The 15,259-nt window shown below is 61.5% G+C and carries 14 protein-coding genes and 1 pseudogene; 4 read left to right on the forward strand and 11 right to left on the reverse strand.

The genetic code is table 11. The features are described from left to right. Nucleotides 1–211: 211 nt before the first annotated feature. Both NKI20_RS21945 and NKI20_RS21950 read right to left on the reverse strand, forming a co-directional pair. The gene (locus NKI20_RS21945; protein ID WP_352834139.1) at nt 212–667 is read right to left on the reverse strand and encodes a hypothetical protein; all 456 of its coding nucleotides are present in this window, start codon (nt 665–667) and stop codon (nt 212–214) included. Between the two features lie 64 nt (nt 668–731). Continuing rightward, a complete protein-coding gene (locus NKI20_RS21950; protein WP_352947388.1) occupies nt 732–2,666 on the reverse strand; it encodes a helix-hairpin-helix domain-containing protein in 1,935 nt (644 codons plus the stop codon). Here NKI20_RS21950 and NKI20_RS33770 point away from each other — a divergent pair. Together NKI20_RS33770 and NKI20_RS21960 are read left to right on the forward strand one after the other, a co-directional pair. After that, the gene (locus NKI20_RS33770) at nt 2,599–2,847 is read left to right on the forward strand and encodes a hypothetical protein (protein WP_502898146.1); all 249 of its coding nucleotides are present in this window, start codon (nt 2,599–2,601) and stop codon (nt 2,845–2,847) included. The genes NKI20_RS21950 and NKI20_RS33770 overlap by 68 nt on opposite strands. Further along, complete coding sequence (locus NKI20_RS21960; RefSeq protein WP_502898147.1) at nt 2,753–2,950, forward strand: SDR family oxidoreductase; 198 nt, start codon at nt 2,753–2,755, stop codon at nt 2,948–2,950. Before NKI20_RS33770 ends, NKI20_RS21960 begins: the two co-directional genes overlap by 95 nt. A gap of 7 nt (nt 2,951–2,957) precedes the next feature. On the opposite strand, the gene NKI20_RS21965 is transcribed toward NKI20_RS21960, so the two are convergent. From NKI20_RS21965 to tkt, 5 genes are all read right to left on the reverse strand, one after another. Next, nucleotides 2,958–3,779 carry an ATP-binding cassette domain-containing protein gene (locus NKI20_RS21965; protein ID WP_352834144.1) on the reverse strand — a complete coding sequence of 274 codons (822 nt, stop codon included), beginning with the start codon at nt 3,777–3,779 and terminating at the stop codon, nt 2,958–2,960. Beyond that, nucleotides 3,779–4,789 carry an ABC transporter permease gene (locus tag NKI20_RS21970; RefSeq protein WP_352834147.1) on the reverse strand — a complete coding sequence of 337 codons (1,011 nt, stop codon included), beginning with the start codon at nt 4,787–4,789 and terminating at the stop codon, nt 3,779–3,781. The genes NKI20_RS21965 and NKI20_RS21970 overlap by 1 nt, the downstream gene beginning before the upstream one ends. A 102-nt stretch (nt 4,790–4,891) precedes the next feature. After that, nucleotides 4,892–5,908 (reverse strand): substrate-binding domain-containing protein, encoded by a 1,017-nt coding sequence (locus tag NKI20_RS21975; protein ID WP_352834150.1) that lies wholly within the window; start codon nt 5,906–5,908, stop codon nt 4,892–4,894. 196 nt (nt 5,909–6,104) lie between these two features. Further along, nucleotides 6,105–7,700 (reverse strand): FGGY-family carbohydrate kinase, encoded by a 1,596-nt coding sequence (locus NKI20_RS21980; protein ID WP_352834153.1) that lies wholly within the window; start codon nt 7,698–7,700, stop codon nt 6,105–6,107. Further along, nucleotides 7,697–9,757 (reverse strand): transketolase, encoded by a 2,061-nt coding sequence (tkt, locus tag NKI20_RS21985; protein WP_352834156.1) that lies wholly within the window; start codon nt 9,755–9,757, stop codon nt 7,697–7,699. The genes NKI20_RS21980 and tkt overlap by 4 nt, the downstream gene beginning before the upstream one ends. 225 nt (nt 9,758–9,982) lie before the next feature. Here tkt and NKI20_RS21990 point away from each other — a divergent pair, with 225 nt between their 5' ends. Continuing rightward, nucleotides 9,983–11,224 (forward strand): ROK family transcriptional regulator, encoded by a 1,242-nt coding sequence (locus tag NKI20_RS21990; RefSeq protein WP_352834159.1) that lies wholly within the window; start codon nt 9,983–9,985, stop codon nt 11,222–11,224. A gap of 7 nt (nt 11,225–11,231) precedes the next feature. On the opposite strand, the gene NKI20_RS21995 is transcribed toward NKI20_RS21990, so the two are convergent. From NKI20_RS21995 to NKI20_RS22010, 4 genes and pseudogenes are all read right to left on the reverse strand, one after another. Next, nucleotides 11,232–12,020, reverse strand: a complete 789-nt coding sequence (locus NKI20_RS21995) for an ATP-binding cassette domain-containing protein (RefSeq protein ID WP_352834162.1) — start codon at nt 12,018–12,020, stop codon at nt 11,232–11,234. Continuing rightward, nucleotides 12,017–13,054: an ABC transporter permease gene (locus NKI20_RS22000; protein WP_352834165.1), complete on the reverse strand. Its 1,038-nt coding sequence runs from the start codon at nt 13,052–13,054 to the stop codon at nt 12,017–12,019. Before NKI20_RS22000 ends, NKI20_RS21995 begins: the two co-directional genes overlap by 4 nt. 8 nt (nt 13,055–13,062) lie before the next feature. Further along, nucleotides 13,063–14,115 (reverse strand): sugar ABC transporter substrate-binding protein, encoded by a 1,053-nt coding sequence (locus tag NKI20_RS22005; RefSeq protein ID WP_352834230.1) that lies wholly within the window; start codon nt 14,113–14,115, stop codon nt 13,063–13,065. Nucleotides 14,116–14,320: 205 nt separating this feature from the next. Next, a pseudogene (locus NKI20_RS22010) lies at nt 14,321–14,689 on the reverse strand (RpiB/LacA/LacB family sugar-phosphate isomerase); the annotation flags it as partial. Here NKI20_RS22010 and NKI20_RS22015 point away from each other — a divergent pair. Beyond that, on the forward strand, nt 14,688–14,906 hold the full coding sequence (locus NKI20_RS22015) for a hypothetical protein (protein ID WP_352834168.1): 219 nt from the start codon (nt 14,688–14,690) through the stop codon (nt 14,904–14,906). The pseudogene NKI20_RS22010 and the gene NKI20_RS22015 overlap by 2 nt on opposite strands. The last annotated feature ends 353 nt before the right edge of the window (nt 14,907–15,259 follow it).

Genomic DNA, 15,259 nt, shown 5'->3' on the forward strand with positions numbered 1-15,259 from the left:
TGTTCCCTTCGATCGAAAGTCGGCTTCCAGTCGCGGTTTCGCTCCCGCTGCAGGCCTTCCAGCCCGCCTCGGAGCACCTTTTGTCCGGTGGGACGAGACGGGCTGCGGAAGCTCGAAGGGGGCTTCCCGCTTCAAAACTTCGTGAGCCGCCAATTGTTCCATTAGTCTGCGCTAAAATGCCCGCCACCCCGCTACGCCTCAGTCCGCCAATTTAGCTTTCGCTAATAGCTGGTGCGATGACGCCATCTCGTGGGGATTCACAGCCTCCGGGTTTCAATGTATGTTGCTCGGCATGGAACGGGCATTCGATGACATCGCTGCCGCCCTCAGAGAGCCCCGCCAGGACTTGTGGCGCCCTGTCCGCGCCATCGCCCTTGATCTTGCCGGCAAGCTGCTGATGGGCGTTGCAATCGGCCTTGGCGTAGGACTTGTGATGGCGATAGCGGGTTAGGATGGCGGCGGCGCCGGTGTGAGGCTCCGGAAATGGAAGCGCCTTGAGAGGGTTGCGCAAAAGGCGCGCGTGCATGCGGTATCCGTCGTACTTGATTTCGTGAAGCCAGTTCGGGCCGTCGGGCGCTTCGTCGACGAGACGCGTGAGCTGGGGCTCGATCCATTTCGGCGGATGCGTTTTGTTCGGCTTTGTAGGACTCACCGTCTTGCGCGCCAATTCACATAAAGCGTCGTCATGCGGGCGAGACTACCACATGATGGCGGTATATCCGCTGCAGCTTCTATCGGAAATCCCGCGTCTTCACCTTGATGCGGTCGATGTGCTCGTAGGGATCGACGATATCGCGCGTTTTCGGCATGCCGCGCGGATCAACGCCCGATCCGCCATGATGGGCCTCGTCACCGCGGCCGTGTGGCAATGGAAATGGCGTGTCGCGGTTTCCGACGCTGGCGAGTTCGGCCGATAGATCGGTCAACTCGTGGGCAACGAGATGCACCACCTCCCCTTCCCGCTGGATGCGGCCGCGCACGCCGAGCATGGCCGACGAAAGAAGCACGCGCCGGAATTTCTCGAACACCTTTACCCAGACAACGACGTTGGCGGCGCCGGTCTCATCCTCCATGGTGAGGAACATGACGCCTTTGGCCGAGCCCGGCCTTTGCCGCACCAGCACCAGGCCGGCGGCCTCGAGCCATCGTTTGTCCCGCGCCTGCATGGCTTCCTGGCAAGTCACGATGCGACGCCGGCGTAGATCGGCGCGTAGAAACGACACCGGATGGCTGCGCAAGGTCAGCCCGACATGACCGTAATCCTCGACAACTTCACGGCCCGCCGTCATCGGCCTCAGCGCGATGACAGGCTCGTGGATTTCAGGCACCGTTTTCTGTTCACGGGACGTGGCGGCCGCGAACAGCGGCAAAGGTTCATCGCGCAGCGCCTTGATCGCCCAGAGCGCATCGCGGCGGGCAAGGTTCAGATCCGGCAGAAATGCGTCGGCCTCGGCGAGCTGGACAAGTGAAGCCGCCGGCACGCCGGCGCGGCGCCAGAGATCGTCAACCGAGAGGAAGGGTTCGTCGGCCCGCGCCGCGACGATTGCGGCCGCGTCATCATTGGCGAGACCCTTCACCATGCGCAGGCCAAGCCGGACAGCGAAGCGATCTTCGGCATCGGTCGGCTCGAGCGTGCAATCCCAGCGGCTGGCATTGACGCAGACCGGACGCACCTCGACGCCATGATCGCGAGCATCACGCACGATCTGGGCCGGCAGATAAAAACCCATCGGCTGCGAATTCAGAAGCGCGGTACAAAAGACATCGGGATGCCAGCATTTCACCCAGGACGAGGCGTAGGCGATCAGAGCGAAGGAGGCGGCGTGGCTTTCGGGAAAGCCGTAGCTGCCGAACCCTTCGAGTTGCGAGAAGGTCTTTTCGGCGAACTCTGGCGTGTAGCCGTTGGCGATCATGCCGTTGATCAGCTTGTCGCGGAATTTCGAGACGCCGCCAGTGTGCTTGAAGGTGGCCATGGCGCGGCGCAGCTGATCGGCCTCGCCGGCGGAAAAGCCGGCGCAGACCATCGAGACCTGCATCGCCTGCTCCTGAAACAGCGGGACGCCGAGCGTCTTGCCGAGCACGCGCTCGAGCTCCGGCGTCGGAAACGTCACCTCTTCCGTCCCATCGCGCCGGCGAAGGTAGGGATGGACCATGTCGCCCTGGATCGGGCCGGGACGGACGATCGCAACCTCGATCACCAGGTCGTAAAATGTCCTGGGCTTCATGCGCGGCAGCATCGACATCTGCGCCCGGGATTCGATCTGAAACACGCCAAGCGTCTCGGCCTTGCGGATCATCGCATAGGTTCGCGGATCCTCGGCCGGGATCGTCGCCAGATCGAGGACAATGTCCTTGTGCTCGGACAGGAGATCGAATGACCGCTTCATACAGGTGAGCATGCCCAGGGCCAGGACATCCACCTTCATGAATTTGAGGGCGTCGATGTCGTCCTTGTCCCATTCCACGACCTGGCGATCCTTCATCGCCGCCGGCTCGATCGGCACGAGGCCGTCGAGCCGGTCATGCGTCAGGACAAAGCCGCCCGGATGCTGCGAGAGATGACGCGGCGTGCCGGCAAGTTGCGCGGCGATGGTGGCGATGGGCAAGGGAGGCGCGATCGTCAACGTTTCCAGCCAGGCGGCGCTGGTCGCGCTCGACGGCCACATTTCCTACCGCTCATCCAAGGCCGCGCTGGAAAACAGAGCTGGGCAAATACAATATCCGGGTCAACAGCGTGAACCCAACCGTGGTCATGACACCGATCTCATTGGGCCATTGGAGTCAGCCGCATGTCGCCGAGCCGTTCCTGAAACAGATGCCGCTCGGCCGCTGGGCGACGGAAGATGAAGTCGTAGGCCCAATCGTGTTTCTGCTCAGCGACGCCGCTTCGATGATCACCGGGATTCACCTTCCCATCGACCGCGGCTACACGTGCCGATGGGGCCTGTGACATCGTCCTAGAGAAAAGCTGATGCTGCCGGTTCTTCGAACTTCGCCGCGCCGGTCATGATGGCAACGACATCGGCCATGGTGTGGGTTTTCGGACTGACCACGGCCGCGCGTTTGCCCAGGCGCATGATTTGGATGCGGTCGGCGATTTCGAAGACGTTCGGCATGTTGTGACTGATCAGGACCACGGGCAGTCCGCGTTGCCGGATGGCCCGGATCAGGTCGAGCACCTGGCCGGTTTCGCGCACGCCGAGCGCTGCCGTCGGCTCGTCCATGATCGCAAGTTTCCTGGCGAACAATGCCGCCCTGGCGACCGCGACGCCCTGACGCTGGCCGCCTGACAGCGCTTCCACGGCGCTGCCGATCGACGGCAGGCGGAATTTCAGCTCCGCCATGCTGCGTTCCGCCTCCGCTCGCATGCCCTTTTTGTCGAGCATGCGCAGTACATTGCCGAGAAATCCGCGGCGGCGGCGTTCTCGGCCAAGAAACAGGTTGCTGGCGATGTCGAGCGCGGCCGCAACGGCGAGATCCTGGTAGACCGTCTCGATGCCGAGCTTGCGTGCTTCCAGCGGACCCTTGAAGTGGACGGGTTGGCCGTCCAGCAGGATGTCGCCGCTGTCGGGGACGATCGCGCCGGTCAGCGCCTTGATCAGCGAACTCTTTCCAGCGCCGTTGTCACCGACCACCGCCAGGATTTCGCCGGCGCGCAGTTCGAAATCGACACCGTCGAGAGCGGTGACGTGGCCGTAGCGTTTGACCAAATTGCGGGCTTCGAGGATGACGCCACCCGGGGTGGTCACCACTGGCGCTCTCGGCTCGACAGGCGTCATCACCGCCTCCCCCTGGTCAACTGATCGAGCGCGACCGCCACGATCACGAGAATGCCTGTGATCAGATCCTGCCAGAGCGGGTCAATGCCGGCGAGCGTCAGCCCATTGCGCAGGACGCCAACGATCAGCGCGCCTATCAGGGTGCCGATCAATCCGCCCCGGCCGCCGAACAGGCTGGTGCCGCCGATGACGACGGCGGTGATGGAATCGAGATTGGCGGTCTGCAAGGCATTGGGGTCGGCATTGGGGATTCGGCCGAGCGCCAGCCAGGCCGCGATCCCGTAAATGAACGCCGCTAGGACGTAGACCGACAGCAGGAGCCGGCCAACAGGTATACCGACGAGCCGGGCGGCTTCCGGATTGTTGCCGACCGCGTAGACATGCCGTCCCCATTGCGTCTGGTTGAGAAGGAACCAGACCATTCCATAGAGGAGGAGCATGATGATGACGCCGTAGGTCACGATGAAACCGTTCAGGCGGATGGTGTTTCCCGTCCAACCGAGAAAGTCGTCGTTGACCGCAAAAGCCCCGCCCGCCGAAATCAGCCTGAGGGCGGCGGTGATGATGCCCAATATGCCGAGGGTCACGATAAAGGGCGGCAGGCGCAGGCCGCTGATCAGGCTCCCAGCCGCGACTCCGGCCGCTGTGCAGGCAAGAACTGCCAGGGCCATGGCCGCGACCGGATCATAGCCGCTGTTCGCCAGCTTTCCGGCAAGGATTGTGCCCAGTACGCATATCGCCCCCACTGCGAGGTCGATGCCGGCGGTCAGGATGATCAAGGTCTGGCCAATGGCCAAGGTGCCGATGATCACCGTCTGCTGGAGAATGATCGACAGGTTTTGCATCGCGAGAAACCGCGGATTAGTCAGCGAAAAGATCACGCCGAAAGCAAGCAGCACCAGCAATGGGCCCACCGATGGCGTGCCGATCACCTTCTTGGCAATGCTGGACATCCTGCCGAAAGAGAGTGCCGATGGCGAATTCATAGTGCCCTCTGGAACGGTCGCCATGTCTGCCTCAAGGGTTGGGCCGGAAAACGAACGGGACCATGCCGATACAGACCGTCTTGTCGACGGCCTGTCCGGCATGGTCCCGCCGGGAGGATTCAGAAATCAGTCGCCCCAGCAGTTCTTGAGGCCCCATTCGGTATCCTTGGAGTCGATCCCTTCAATAGGCTTGTCGGTGATCAGGAACGAACCCGTATTGACGAACCCACTCGGCTTCTTGCCGCTGGCGGCATAGTCCACGACCGCATCGACACCCATAGCCGCCATCTTGTAGGGGAACTGCATGACCGTCGCGGCGATCTTGCCGGCCTTGACGTCGCGAACGCCGGCGCAACCGCCGTCGATGGAGGTCAGCATGACATCGGCTTCCTTGCCGAAGGATTTCAACGCCGCATAGCCGCCGGCGGCGGCTGGCTCGTTGATGGTGTAGACCGCATTGATCTCGCCGTTCTTGGAGAGCAGGTTTTCCATGCCGACCTGGCCCTTGTCCTGCGCGCCATTGGTGATAGCCGAGCCGGCAATGGCCGGATCGCCTTCGGCAAGCCCGAAGCCCTTCAGATATCCATTGTGCCGGAACATATCGACCGTGCCGCCAGGCGTTCCATCAAGCATCGCCAGCACCGGCTTCTTGTCGCCGATCGCCTTGCGGGCATAGGCGCCCTGCTGCACGCCGGCCTCGAAATTGTCCGTGGCAAACGTCGCGTCGACGGCGTCGGCCGGATCGGTCGCGGTATCGAGCGCGATCACGAGCACCCCCGCATCGCGCGCCTTCTTGATGACACCCAGCATGCCGGTCGAATTGTTCGGCGTCACCAGTATGCCTTTGGCGCCGGCGCTGATCAGATCCTCGATCGCAGTGACCTGGCCCTCATTGTCGCCGTCGAACTTGCCGGCACGGGCGATCAGCTTGGCGCCCTTGGCCTTGGCCTCCGCTTCGGCGGCCTGACGCATTTTCACAAAGAACGGGTTGACCTCCGTCTTGGTGACGAGGCCGACAATGACTTCCTCAGCCGAGGCATGGCCACTCACTGCAAAGGCGGTCCCGAAGAACACCAGGCCCGCAACGGCTGATTTGGCGATGGTTCCGGATTTCGCACCGGTCGACATAGGCAAAGTGGACATGAACTCCTCCCAAGTTGTTGAACCTTTCTCCTCAAAGGCTCACCGAGTTACGCACATGTTTTGCATACAGTCAAACATTATATCGTGAATTATGTATGTTTTTATACATAATCCACGATACGCGCCCCATATCGGACGTGCTCTGCACGACGAGGACGGCGATTCCGCAAAACGACGGGGCTGGCAATCGCTCTGTTCAGGCCACCGATTTCGCTTCTTCCTCCGGCCGCTCGAGCGACGCCGCCCTGTTCAGATCGTGCATGGCGTTGCGTACGGTCCGGCTGTCGCTGAGCTGCCTATAATTCTTGTAGAGGGACCGATAGGCGGCCGCGCCTTCGCGGCGGGGGTGATAGGGCGTGAAGGTGCGCGCGCCGAACCGGGCCGTGCCTTCGGCGAAGCCGCTCACCAGTTCGGCCGCGACCGCACCATGAACCGCCGCGCCGACGGCCGTTGCATGGGCAATGCTTGGAACCTCCACGACGCGCCCCAGCACGTCGGCCATGATCTGCACCAGCAATGGATTGTTCTGGGCCAGCCCGCTGGTCAGGATGACGCGGTTGATGGCAAAATCGCCGGCTTCGAAGAGGTCGACCACCGTGCGAGCGCCAAAACACAGCGACTCGATCAGTGCACGGTAGATGCCCGCACCGGTGGTTTCGGTGGTGAGACCGAGAAGCAGGCCGCTGAGGTCTGAATCCGCAAGTGGCACCCGGTTGCCGTTCCACCAGTCGAGCGCCACGAGATGGTTGGTGCCGGGTTCGAGCGTGGCTGCCTCGCGGTTGTAGATACGGAAACTTTCCGCCTCGTCGGAACCACGCGGAAAGGCCTTCACGAACCAGGCGAGCGTGTCGCCAAACCCCGCCTGCCCGGCCTCGTAGCACCAGAGATCGCGAACCGATCCATCCTTGGCCACGCCTTCGATGCCGGGTGGCAATGGACGGAACTGCTCGTTCAAAAAGAGATAGACCGCCGATGTTCCGAGCGCGCCGACGAGACAGCCGGACGACACGGCCCCGACCGCGGGCAGCACGACGTGTGAATCAATCACCGCCACCGCCACGACGGCGCGGCCAGTGATCCCCGTGCGCATCCGCCATGGCTCGGATAGGCTTCCAGCCGGAGTGCCAATACGGTGCGGCTCCGACAGCCTTTCGGAAAGACCTGGCACGATCCCCTGGGGATAGCCTTCCGCCTCGGAATACTGGGCCTTGTAGGCCGCAAAACCCAGACTGCGCACTTCACAGCCAGTCAACTGCCAGACAAGCCAATCGCCGGATTCGATGAACCGTCCGGCCGCTTTCCAGATGCGCGGTGCTTCGTCCGCGATTTGGGCCGCCTTCGGCAGCAGCCATTCGCCGGAAAGCTTGCCGCCGAAATTGCGCAGGAAGGCCCCGCCCCGGCGGTTGATCGCATCCGCATAGGGCTGCGCGGCGCGATGCTTCCACAGTTTGACATAGGCATGAGGCTCGCTTGGGTAAAGGTCGGAAAGGGCCGTGCCGTCGGTGGTGGTCGGCATCGGCGAGCTTGCCGAAAAGCCGAGCCCAATCGACTCGATGACCCGGCCACGCCCAAGCACGCCGAGGATTTCTTCCGTCGCCTCAAGATAGTCGGCGGCATTCTGCAACGCCCATGACCGCGGCAACGGCGTGCCATCAGGAAGGCTTTGGGTCATGACGTCATGACGGTAGGCATGCGTGTGGCTGCCGATCTGCTCGCCGGTTGCTGCATCCAGAAGGACGCCGCGAGCTGAGCCGGTGCCGTAATCCAGTCCGATAACGTAAGTTGCGGTCATCTCGCCTGCTGCCCTCCCAACTCCGGCGACGCAGCGCGACGATGTTTCTCAAGCGCCCTGTAAACCGCCTTCTTGACCGCCTCAACGGTGAGGTGGAAATGCTCGTAGAGCATCTCGGCCGGGGCCGATTCGCCAAAGGAGTCGATGCCGACACACTCACCCTCAAGGCCCACATATTTGCGCCAATAGTCGGTGACGCCGGCTTCGACGGAGATGCGGGGAACGCCGCGCGGCAGCACCTCGGCCTTGTAGCCGTCATCCTGCCGGTCGAAGGCACTGGTGGACGGCATGGAGACCACACGAGCCTGGATTCCTTGCTTCGCGAGCTGCTCCTGTGCGCCGACAGCGAGCTGTATTTCGGACCCGGTCGCGATGATGACGGCGTCCAGCCGGCCATCTTCCCGGCGCAGCACATACCCGCCCCTGCGCACAGCTTGAACCTGGGCCTGGTCGCGCGGCTGAAACGGCAGGTTCTGGCGGCTAAGCGCGAGACTTGTCGGCGTCGCCGCCTGCTCCAGCGCAACCTGCCAGGCAACCGCCGTCTCAACGGTGTCGCATGGTCGCCATACGTCCATGTTGGGCATCAGCCGGAGCGTCGCCACCTGCTCGATGGGCTGATGCGTCGGACCATCCTGACCGAGCGCGATGGAATCATGGGTAAAGACATAGATGGCGCCGAGCTTCATCAGCGCTGCCATCCGCAGGGCGTTGCGCGCGTATTCCGAAAACATCAGGAACGTGCCGCCGAATGGACGAAACCCGCCATGGGCCATCAGGCCGTTCATGATCGCGGCCATTCCGAACTCGCGAACGCCGTAGTAAATGTAGTTGCCACCCGAGACGGAGGTGATCGGCTCGGCTCCCTTCCAAAGGGTGAGGTTCGAACTGGCGAGATCTGCCGAACCGCCTATCAGCTCGGGAAGGAAGCCGGAAAAGGCCTGAATGGCGTTCTGGCTTGCCTTGCGTGTGGCCAGCGTTTCGGCTTTTTCGACGGTTTGCGCAACGAACGCATCCGCCTTGGCGGCGAAGGCCGTGGGAAGATCGCATTTGGCTCGCCGCTCGAACTCCGCCGCTTCATTGGGGTAGACCTCGCGGTATGTCTCGAAGCGGCGGCGCCAGTCGGCCTCGAGCATAGCCCCTCTGACCGAGGCGTTCCACGCGTCGCCAATCTCTCTTGGAACGTCAAACGGCGCATGCGGCCAGTCGAGAGCAAGCCGAGCCCCGCCGACTTCGTCGGCGCCCAGCGGAGATCCATGGCAATCGTGACTGCCCGCCTTCGTCGGCGCTCCCTTGCCGATCGTGGTCTTGCAGCAGATCAGCGTCGGGCGGGTTGCATGCGCTTTTGCCGCGGAAATCGCCCGGTCGACCGCCTCGACATCGTGCCCGTTCACATCGGCAATGACCTGCCAGCCATAGGCCTCGAAGCGCTTGGGCGTATCGTCAGAAAACCAGCCGCCGACATGGCCGTCGATGGAAATGCCGTTGTCGTCGTAAAGCACGATCAGCTTGCCCAGACCGAGCGTTCCGGCAAGCGAGCACGCCTCATGCGAAATGCCTTCCATCAGGCAGCCGTCGCCTGCCAGGACAAAGGTGTGGTGGTCGACAATGTCGTGTCCGGATCGGTTGAATTTCGCGGCCAGCGTCTTTTCGGCAATTGCCATGCCGACAGCATTTGCGAGGCCTTGCCCGAGCGGCCCGGTCGTAACCTCAACTCCCGGCGTATAGCCGAATTCGGGATGGCCCGGCGTCCTGCTACCAAGCTGCCGAAACTGCCGCAGATCATCGATCGAGACATCGTACCCAGTGAGATGGAGCACGCTGTAGAGCAGCATCGAGCCGTGGCCATTGCTGAGCACAACGCGGTCGCGGTCGGTCCAGGCCGGATTGGATGGATTGTGACGAAGGTGCCGGTGCCAGAGCGCGACTGCGATCTCGGCCATGCCCATCGGCATGCCTGGGTGGCCGGACTTGGCGTTCTCGACCGCATCCATTGACAGCGCACGGATGGCATTCGCCAGGAGATCCGGGCGGGCGAAGTCCTTTTGCGCTGACAACATGTGAGATTCCGTCGATCGAGTGACGGAGAAACATCGCAACAGCGCGGGGCGGCCCACGCAAGTTCATCCGTTCCTCCCGGACGACATCCTCTTAGCTGCCGATATATCTTTAAGTCAACGTGTTATTGCATGTTTTTGTACAAAAGTTATGCAGCTTTCTTGCAGACATGCCTTTATCTCCCCGGGGTTTATGGCTAAATCTCAGGGCGAACGGGAAAGTGCGGAATGGTCAGGACAAATGGTACGGCGGAGCATCCCGCCCTTGCAAACAGCGGGCAAATTCTCTCGCTGATTGCCACCGGCGCCGCCACGTCCCGGTCGGCGTTGCTCGAGGCGTCGGGATTGTCGCGCGTGACCGTCACCCAGCGCCTGAATGCGCTGATCGACTCCGGCCTGATCCGCGAGACGGCGCGCACCATGCCGAGCGGCGGGAGGCCAACGCGCGTGCTTGGAATCAATGAACGGGCGGGCTTCTTTCTCGTCGCCAACATCGGCGAAACCTACATCCATCTTGCCGCCATGGACCTCGAACCCGCTGTCGTCTCGCAAAGTACAATACCGTTCAACGCGTCGGACGGACCGGCGGTTTCCCTTGAGCAGATTGCCGACGGGTTCGACATCCTCGCAGCGAAGGCCCGGACCAGCCATGGCTCGCTTTTCGGGGTCAGCCTCAGCATGCCCACGCCGGTCGATTTCAAACGCGGCCGCGTCGTCGGTCCTTCGGTGCTTCACGGGTGGGACGAATTCGACATCATCAGCTGGCTGCGCCGTCGCTTCGATGTGCCAATCTATGTCGAAAACGACGTGAACCTCATGGCGATCCACGAGCATCGCCAGAACTTCCCGCATGTCGATGACATGTTCTTCATCAAGGCTGGAACGGGTATCGGCAGCGGCATCATCGCCGGCGGCAAGATCTTTCGCGGCGCTCAGGGCGCGGCCGGCGACATCGGCCATATCCAGTTCAACTCCGAGAACCCGCCGTTGTGCCGCTGTGGCAAGCTCGGTTGTGTCGAAGCCCGCGCCGGCGGCTGGGCGATTGCCCGGGATCTCTCGAGCAAAGGCTTCAAGGCGGAGAACGCACGCGATGTCATATCGCTCGTCGAAATACAGAAGCCGGAAGCCCTGATGCTGCTGCGCAGCGCTGGGCGGGTGATCGGCGAAGTCGCCTCAGATGTCGTCAGTATTCTCAACCCAAACCTGATCGTGGTGGGCGGCACACTCGCCAAGGGTGGAGAGTTTCTGTTGTCGGGTATCCGCGAACTCGTCTACCAGCGATGCCTTCCACTTGCTACGCGCGAGTTGCAGATCGTGCTTGCCAACCCGCAGAAGGATAGTGCCCTTTTTGGCGCTACCTATCTGGCGCTTGAGGATATCTTCAGCCTCAGGAAAGTGGAGGAACTCATCGATCGACTTGCCATCGACCGCGCCAATCCACTTTCACAAGGCGGCAGGATTTCCGGATGACGCTGTTTCAGGTGACACCCATGATCATCGCGACAAGATCCTTCTGAACGCCTTGGCGTATAGTCATCTCGCCGACACTTCGGCCTTGCCGCATGACGACAGCACGATCCGCCACGCGCACGACGTGGTCCATGTTGTGGCTTACAATAATGACTGACAGGCCTCGCTCCGGCAGGCGTCTTACCATCGTCAATATCTCGTCGGATTCGCGCACACCAAGTGCCGCCGTGGGTTCATCCAGAATGACCACCCGGCGGGCGAACGCCACCGCCCGTGCAACTGCCACAGCTTGACGCTGGCCGCCCGACATCAGTCCGATCTCCTGGGAGGGTGAGACATGGCTGACGCTTAGCGCGCTCGCATGCTCCCGCCACTGTCTCTGCTCTTGTCCGGCGGAAAGGAAGCCCAGCGGACCAAGCCAGCGTGGCCACGTCTGCTCGCGTCCAATCAGGAAGTTGTCGGAGACGGTCAGATTGTCGAAAACAGCAAGATCCTGAAATACGGTCTCGATGCCCGATGCACGCGCGTCGGCGGGCGAACGCAGCCGCAGTGGGCGTCCGTCAAGCTCGATGTCACCGGAATCCAGCGTTACGATGCCGGTGATCGCCTTGATGAGTGTCGACTTTCCGGCACCGTTATCGCCGAGCAAGGCAACAATCTCGCCCTCATGAAGGTCAAGCGACGCACCAGCCAGCGCCGTGACGAACCCGTAGGCCTTGCGCGCGTCCCGCACCGAGAGAACCAGACGCGCATCGGAGGCCACGTTGGAAATGCTGTCTGGCGAGGCGATGCTCATTGGCTCACCTGTCTCGCGCGCAGCGTTCGAATGCGGGTCTCGATGTGTTTGCGCAAGACATCGAGTTCAAGTGCCAGCAGGATGCCGATGCCTATTGCCACCGATGACCAGAACGGAGAGACGTCGAGTTGCTGAAGGCCACTGCGGATCGTGGCGATGATGAGCGCGCCGAACAGCACGTTGGTGATGCTGCCGCGACCGCCGAAGAGACTTGCGCCGCCGACAACCACCGCCGTGATGGCGTCCAGCTCATAGCCGACGCCCGAAAGAGGCGAAGCCGACCCGGTCCGACCGTGATACAGCATGCCTGCAATGCCCGCTGTGGTACCACAGATGGCATACGCGCTCATGATCAACCTGTCGCGCGGAAGCCCAACCCATTGCGCGACATCCGGATTGCCGCCAACCGCATAGAGCCAGCGGCCCCATTGCGTACGCCGCAACATGAGCCAGAACAACCCTGCAAGAACCAGGACCATCAAGGCGCCGGCAGGTATGCCCAGCATCTTGCCGTTTGCCAGCCAATGCACGGCGGGCGAAACACCCACGAGCGTGTTGCCGCCGCTGATGAGCAATGCGACACCGGCAACAATGCCGAGCATCGCGACGGTGACCACGAGGGGCTGCGGAATGCCGCCCTTGACGATGAGGAAGCCGTTGATCAGTCCGACAATCAGACCAACAAGAGGATAGATGACCAGCGCAATCGAGCTGGGTTGATCGACACCGGTGAGCGTGGCCGCCGTCACGACGCTCAGCGCTATGACGCTGCCGACCGAGACATCGATGCCGCGAACCAGGATCACGAGGAATTGCCCTAGGCCCAAGGCGCAGACAATCGCGCTTTGGGCCAGCAGGTTCTGAAGATTGCGCACCGATAGGAAATGTGGGGCAAGCAGGCCGAATGCCACGATCAGCGTTACCAGAATTATGATCGGGCCGGCCTGCAACAGCCACAGCAAGACAGAGAGGTGGTCGCGGCGTCCTGCCGCCGTGTCAGGCGACTTCCCCACAATGTCGACATGTGCTTCCATGGATGGCGCTATTTCACGACGTCATCAACATTGCCGGCCACCACGTCGGAGACCGTCTTCAGCATGCCGCCAGCATTCTCCGAGGTTTGGACGGGCTGCGCCGGCACCACCACAAGCTTTTCAACGCTTTTACCGCGCACCAGGTCAGCAGTGGTGTCCGTGGCTGTTCTGGCGATCACCTCGAACGGGTAAGGGACCGTGAACTTCCAGTTCTTGTTGCCCTTAGCGATCGCCTTCAGCGCGTACTCCTGGCCGCCGACCGAACCAACGATGACATTGGAGCCGGTTGCCTCGAGCGCCTGCAGCGTGCCCTGTGCCGAGACGTCAAAGATATCGTAGATGCCGACCAGATTTGGATGCGCGTTCAACATGCCCTCGGCGATCGTGCGCGATTTCTCGGGGTCGCAACGGGCGTCGCCCTCGGCAACGATGCTGAACTTCGTACCCTTCAACGCATCCTTGAAAGCATTGATGAACGCGTCGGTATCCGCCAGGCCCGCAATACAGCGGATGACGCCAATCTCGCCTCCCGCAGGGAGTTGTTTGGCAAACTCCTGCACGACTGCCTTCTCGGCCCCGACGGGATCATAATTCACCTGCGCCGTCAGGTCGTCGATCGGCGGTGGCGCGCCGTCGAAGGACAGCACCTTGATGCCTTGCTTGGTCGCATCGTTGAGCGCGCTTACCAGTTCCTTGGAGGTGGCACCGGTGTTGACGCCGATAACGTTGTAGCCTTCAGCGGGGGCGTTGACGATTTCCTGAATGAAGAAATTGACGTCGCCGCGCGAGGTACCCGATTTGACGTCGATCTGGACATCTTCAATTTTGCCTGCCCGGCCTTTGGCGACATTGTACTGGCGAACATAGGCCTGATCGCCGAGGTACGAAAAGAGCATCAGCCCCTTGGGCTTTTCACCTGCAAAAGCGCCAAAGGCAACGCAGCAGCCTGCCGCAAGCAAGGTCGCGACGGAAGCGTGCAAAACCAGCTTCGATTTCATTTTTATCTCCTCCCTGGGTGTCGAGGCCCTCCCGAAGTCAGCCTCCATCTGACGATACGCCATCTCCACCAATATGTCTATCTTCATCTAAATTATGGGCGGATTTTGTTCATTTTTAAGCATAACTCTATGCCGACGCAGGTTTGCTCCGGCTCCCGATTGAACCGGTCGTGCGATAGAGCGTGACGGACTGGAGGGCAAAGATCGATGGCCTTCCGCGTACCTCTGTCAGAGGTTCGGTCAGCCAATTGCCCGTGATCGCCGGAGACTAGCGCTTGATCTGGTCGAGGCGGTCAACCGCCTTGACGTTCTCCGCCGAAGCGCCGGCAGGGTCGAAGCTGGAGGCCAGATATTTGTCGACAATCGCTTTCGCCAGTTCGGGCCCTATCACGCGTGCGCCCATGGTGATGATCTGAGCGTTGTTGGACTTGGCGGCCCGTTCTGCCGAATAGGTGTCGTGGGTCAGGGCGGCACGTATTCCCGGCACCTTGTTGGCGGAAATCGAAACTCCGATGCCGGTTCCGCAGAACAGCAAACCGCGCTCGAATTCGCCATCGACAACCCGTTGAGCAAGCCTCTGCAAGATGTCGGCGTAAAGGCCAGGCTGGCTTAGATCCGTTACCGAGACGCCGGCCTTGGCGCCCGGCCTTGTCTTTGGTGGCGTCTATTCGGGTCGCGGTGTGGCACTCTCCATGTCGCTTGGCCAGGAAATCGGTCGCTGGGCGGCAGGTCGGCGCACGAATGAGCAGATGTCGCTTCCGGTCACCAATATGAAGCCGGTCCCGTTCCATCCGATCGCGGTGCAGGTCGCCAACCGTATGCACGGCTGGGACCGATTCCAGGATCGCTCTTGATGAAGCCGCAGATGCTCCCAAGCTTGCCATCACACCGAAACTATGGCCGCTTCAATACCTCCGGGCTGCAACGTTCCAGACTGCCTTTTATGCGACTTTCGAAGCACAAATCATGAACATGGGATGACGGGGTATTCGGTTCAAATTCGCCACTGGCGTCAGCTTCGCGCTCCCTTTCGCCATTGACGTAATCACTACCGCAGCCTCAAAGCTGACACCACGCGCCATGGCACTGGCAATCTTATTTTGGAAATACGGCACTGGAGATGGTGGTAACACCTTATTGGCCGAACGCGTGTCTAGCGCCCGGTGTTTGCATCTATTGTAGTCGATAGTGTTCAATTAAACGATAG

Source organism: Mesorhizobium sp. M0830 (genome assembly GCF_040319965.1).
Lineage (GTDB): Bacteria > Pseudomonadota > Alphaproteobacteria > Rhizobiales > Rhizobiaceae > Mesorhizobium.